We start from the raw sequence: 1,220 nt of genomic DNA on the forward strand, positions 1-1,220 counted from the left end.
CCAAATATTCCGCGCTCAGCGTCGTGACCGCGCCGGCCCATTTATGGCGGCGATATTTGTGAAACCGACCCAATTTGGTGAGGAACTGTGCGGTCTCGTTTTCGTCGGGGCGTATGGATTTGGATCGAGGATCCAGTTCGTCCAATGCTTCCCCCGACCAAACCAGCGCGGTCGTCACTGTGAAGCGGCCGGGTTTGGGCTGGACGGGCTGCGGGCTGGACATCAGGAGCAGGCGGTCGCCGTCCAGCGACGGGCGTGATGGAGCCGGCAGCCACAACACGGCTTCGCCCCATGCGAGCTCCCAAAGATGCTTGCCGACCGGCGCGGGGTCGCGAACGAAGACCGTGAAAGCCGCCAAGGGCGTTTTCGTTTCTCCGAGGACTGCGACCTGGCCTTTGTGCCTGCCGACCTCGAAAACGAGCGGGCCTTGTCCACCCGACGGCAAAACGTCTGGGCCGAAGCTTCTCGTCATGTCGAAACGGTCCACGACCGGGACGGCGGTCCCCTCGTCCGAAGGCGGCGCCCGCAGCCCCTCCAACAGGCTCTTGTGCATCCGCTCGAGCGTATAGGCGTCGGCGCCGGGCCATAGCTCGAGCAGCCGCGCCGCAAAGCCGAATGTCGAAAGCTCGAGGTCGGACGGCGTCAGCAAGGGAAAACTGCCCGCGACGCCCTTGCGCTTTCGCAGTCCCGAGATCTGATGGTTCATATGATCGACGAGCGCGTCGCTGAATTCCGCCTCCAGCCCGACGTCGCCGCGGAGCCGCTTGGCGAATTTGCTATCCGCCTTCGTGCTTCGATCGGGATCGCCGTCAGGGTCGGCCAGCTCCGGGAAAAGCTTTGATTCCGCGATCGATTTGCCGCTGCTGACATCATCGACGAACGCCTGAAACGCTCGCCACTTCAGGTGCAATGTCGGCATCCGCACGGTTCGTCTCCTGCGCCGCCTCGGGCGCCGCAGAGTAACCTCCTGTGGAGTTTTGGGAAAGATCATGGAACGCTCTGGCGCGCCGCGCTCATGTCGGGAGTCAGAACGGTAAAGCGAGGAAAGTCCCGCTGATCAAGGCTCCGGCGGCAGGAGCGGCGTCGGTCGATCGCCTCACGGAGCTCGAAGTGCAGACGCACACCCGTGGTGACGCCCGTTTGCCCCATAGCGCCAATGGCTTGGCCGCGAAAAACGCACTGCCCGGCCGCAACGTCGGCCCTGTCGAGATGCGCATAGG

2 protein-coding genes are annotated in these 1,220 nt (G+C 63.9%); both read right to left on the reverse strand.

Annotated features, from left to right (window positions below):
- Positions 1–919 (reverse strand): hypothetical protein (locus A1351_RS10915; protein ID WP_157096258.1); only part of this gene is annotated, 919 nt, incomplete at its 3' end.
- 68 nt (positions 920–987) lie between these two features.
- Positions 988–1,220 (reverse strand): M23 family metallopeptidase (locus A1351_RS26190; RefSeq protein WP_157096259.1); only part of this gene is annotated, 233 nt, incomplete at its 5' end.

It is taken from the genome of Methylosinus sp. R-45379 (genome assembly GCF_001644125.1).
In the GTDB taxonomy this organism is placed as follows: Bacteria; Pseudomonadota; Alphaproteobacteria; order Rhizobiales; family Beijerinckiaceae; genus Methylosinus.